This is a genomic window from Paenibacillus sp. FSL H7-0331, from assembly GCF_001956045.1.
Genome location: NZ_MRTH01000120.1, coordinates 1 through 2,212 on the forward strand (window position 1 = coordinate 1; position 2,212 = coordinate 2,212).

Sequence of the window (2,212 nt, forward strand, 5' to 3'; positions counted from 1 at the left end):
GGGAATGCCGCAATTTGAGCCATTCAGCAGAGATACTTCGTTTCATCAGCTTCCCTCCTCAGATTTCCTGCCGGGTTACATGGCTATTTCCGGCGATATAGAACAGGACCGTCATCATCAGCGCGGTCATTACGATACCGGAGCCTACAGGCTGTGCCATATAAGTGCCCGAAGAATTGGCGTATAGATAAGTAACCGGGCTGAGATCCATATAATAGGACCAGATAAAGATATGTCTGGCAGCAGCCGGGAACAGTCCGGCGGTCATTCCGATGAAGCCGCCCAGCATGCCTAGACACAGCGCAAAGGCCTGGTTCTTGATGGCCAGAGAAATCCATTGCTGAAGCGCCGTAACAGCTAGAGTCGTCAGCACGGTCCCTCCAATGAAATGGATTAGCAAGGCCATAGGAGGAGCACCGGGAAAATCCTTTATCAGTCCGAACACGATCATAAATACGGTCTGTACAAGGATGCCATACAGGAGCAAACTATTGGCGCAAATATACTTCGCTGCATAGAGATGGCCGCGACTCACGTTGGTAGAAACAAGCATTTTCCAAGTATCACCCTTATGCTCCATATCACAAATCCGCGAAACAAGGATGGCCGATATAATCGGGGTAAAAAGTCCGTTCATGGAGGATATACTGAAAATGACAGATTCCCAGACGGCGTGATCCGGATTACGGGTAATGGACAGGCTGATGGACATGAAAGCCCACAGCATCTCTACGACAAGAAATAATATCATCATGATCCCTATTTTTTTGCGGCGGATTTTGAAGTATTCCAGTCCTAATGTTTGAATCACAAGCTCCGCTCCTTTCCCGTCAGCTCCAGGAAAATATCCTCCAAGCTTTTCTTCCGCTCCTCGATCCGAGTGACAGGAATGTTATGTGAAACAAGTAGTCTGTTTAACTCTGCCACCTCTATGTCCTCAAGATTATCGAGCTCAAGCCGACTGCCGCTTTGGGCCAGGCCGTAGCCTTGAGTGAGAAGCAGCCGTTCTGCTTTGGGATTGTCTCCAGTTTTTAACAGGATGGTGGTTTTGCTTTTTTTCCGCAGGCTTGACATGCTGCCCTGGAACAGCAGATTCCCTTCGCTGATAATGCCTACTGAGGTAGCGATTTGTTCGATCTCCGAGAGCAGGTGGCTGGAAAGCAATATCGTTATTCCGTAGCGTGCGGGCAATGACTTGATGAGCTCCCGGATTTCGCCAATACCTGCGGGGTCAAGGCCGTTCGTTGGCTCATCGAGGATCAGCAGCTTGGGAAAGGCGAGCAAGGCCATGGCAATTCCCAGCCGCTGCTTCATTCCGAGCGAATATTGTTCAGCTTTTTTGTTTTGCTGATTTTCCAGCCGGACGATACGAATCGCCTCATCTACATTTTTATCCGGTACGTTCCGCAGGCGCTGCATGACCTTCATATTCTCAAGCCCTGTCAGATGCCCATAGAAGGAAGGAGATTCAATCAGTGATCCGGTACGTTGCAGTATGGATAAGCGATGTCTGCTAAGACTTTGCCCGAAAATTGTGATCGTCCCCTCAGAAGGCTTAATGAGTCCGAGCAGCATTTTTAGCGCCGTCGTTTTCCCCGCTCCGTTAGGTCCCAGAAACCCGTAGATTTCACCTTCCTGAACCTGAAGATCAACCTTATTTACACGATTAATTGCCCCATACGTTTTGGACAGATTGTGCGTTTGCACAATAGCCGAAGCATTCATATGAAAAGTCAGCTCCAATCAAGTCTATTTGAGATCGTTCTCCTCTACTTCAACTGTAATGAATGCGCCTTTCTCCAGCCTAAAGAGAACCTTACATCTACCTTAAATAGAATTGGCACAACACAGATAACCCCCTTGTTCATGTATAATAAAAATCGGGTGATACAACATGGACAATTTAAAAGACAAAAAAATATTAATTGTAGATGATGAACCGGAAATCAGAATTATGATGGAACGGTTTTTAAGAAAAGAGGGCTTTTTCCGCATTTACACAGCCACCGACTGCGCTTCAGCTTTGTCAATCTGCCGAACAGGCAAGCCGGATATAGCAATTCTTGATGTCATGCTGCCAGATGGTGACGGTTTCTCGCTCCTGTCTTCCATCAGACAGTTCACGGATACGCCAGTCCTTTTTCTCTCCGCCCGGGGCGAGGATGAGGATCGGTTGCTCGGATTAGGCTTGGGGGCAGATGATTACATGGTG

3 protein-coding genes are annotated in these 2,212 nt (G+C 47.8%); 1 reads left to right on the plus strand and 2 read right to left on the minus strand.

What is annotated here, in order from left to right; genetic code table 11:
* Positions 1-58: 58 nt before the first annotated feature.
* Positions 59-811 (minus strand): ABC transporter permease, encoded by a 753-nt coding sequence (locus BK127_RS41955; RefSeq protein ID WP_076238548.1) that lies wholly within the window; start codon positions 809-811, stop codon positions 59-61.
* Positions 808-1,725 (minus strand): ABC transporter ATP-binding protein, encoded by a 918-nt coding sequence (locus tag BK127_RS41960; protein WP_076238549.1) that lies wholly within the window; start codon positions 1,723-1,725, stop codon positions 808-810. Before BK127_RS41960 ends, BK127_RS41955 begins: the two co-directional genes overlap by 4 nt.
* A gap of 169 nt (positions 1,726-1,894) precedes the next feature.
* Here BK127_RS41960 and BK127_RS41965 point away from each other — a divergent pair.
* The coding region (locus BK127_RS41965; RefSeq protein WP_144026742.1) for a response regulator at positions 1,895-2,212 on the plus strand (318 nt) is incomplete at its 3' end.

Excerpts from the sequence above, each read along its gene's own strand:
- BK127_RS41960 (WP_076238549.1), bottom strand. The coding sequence starts at position 1,725 with ATGAATGCTTCGGCTATTGTGCAAACGCACAATCTGTCCAAAACGTAT.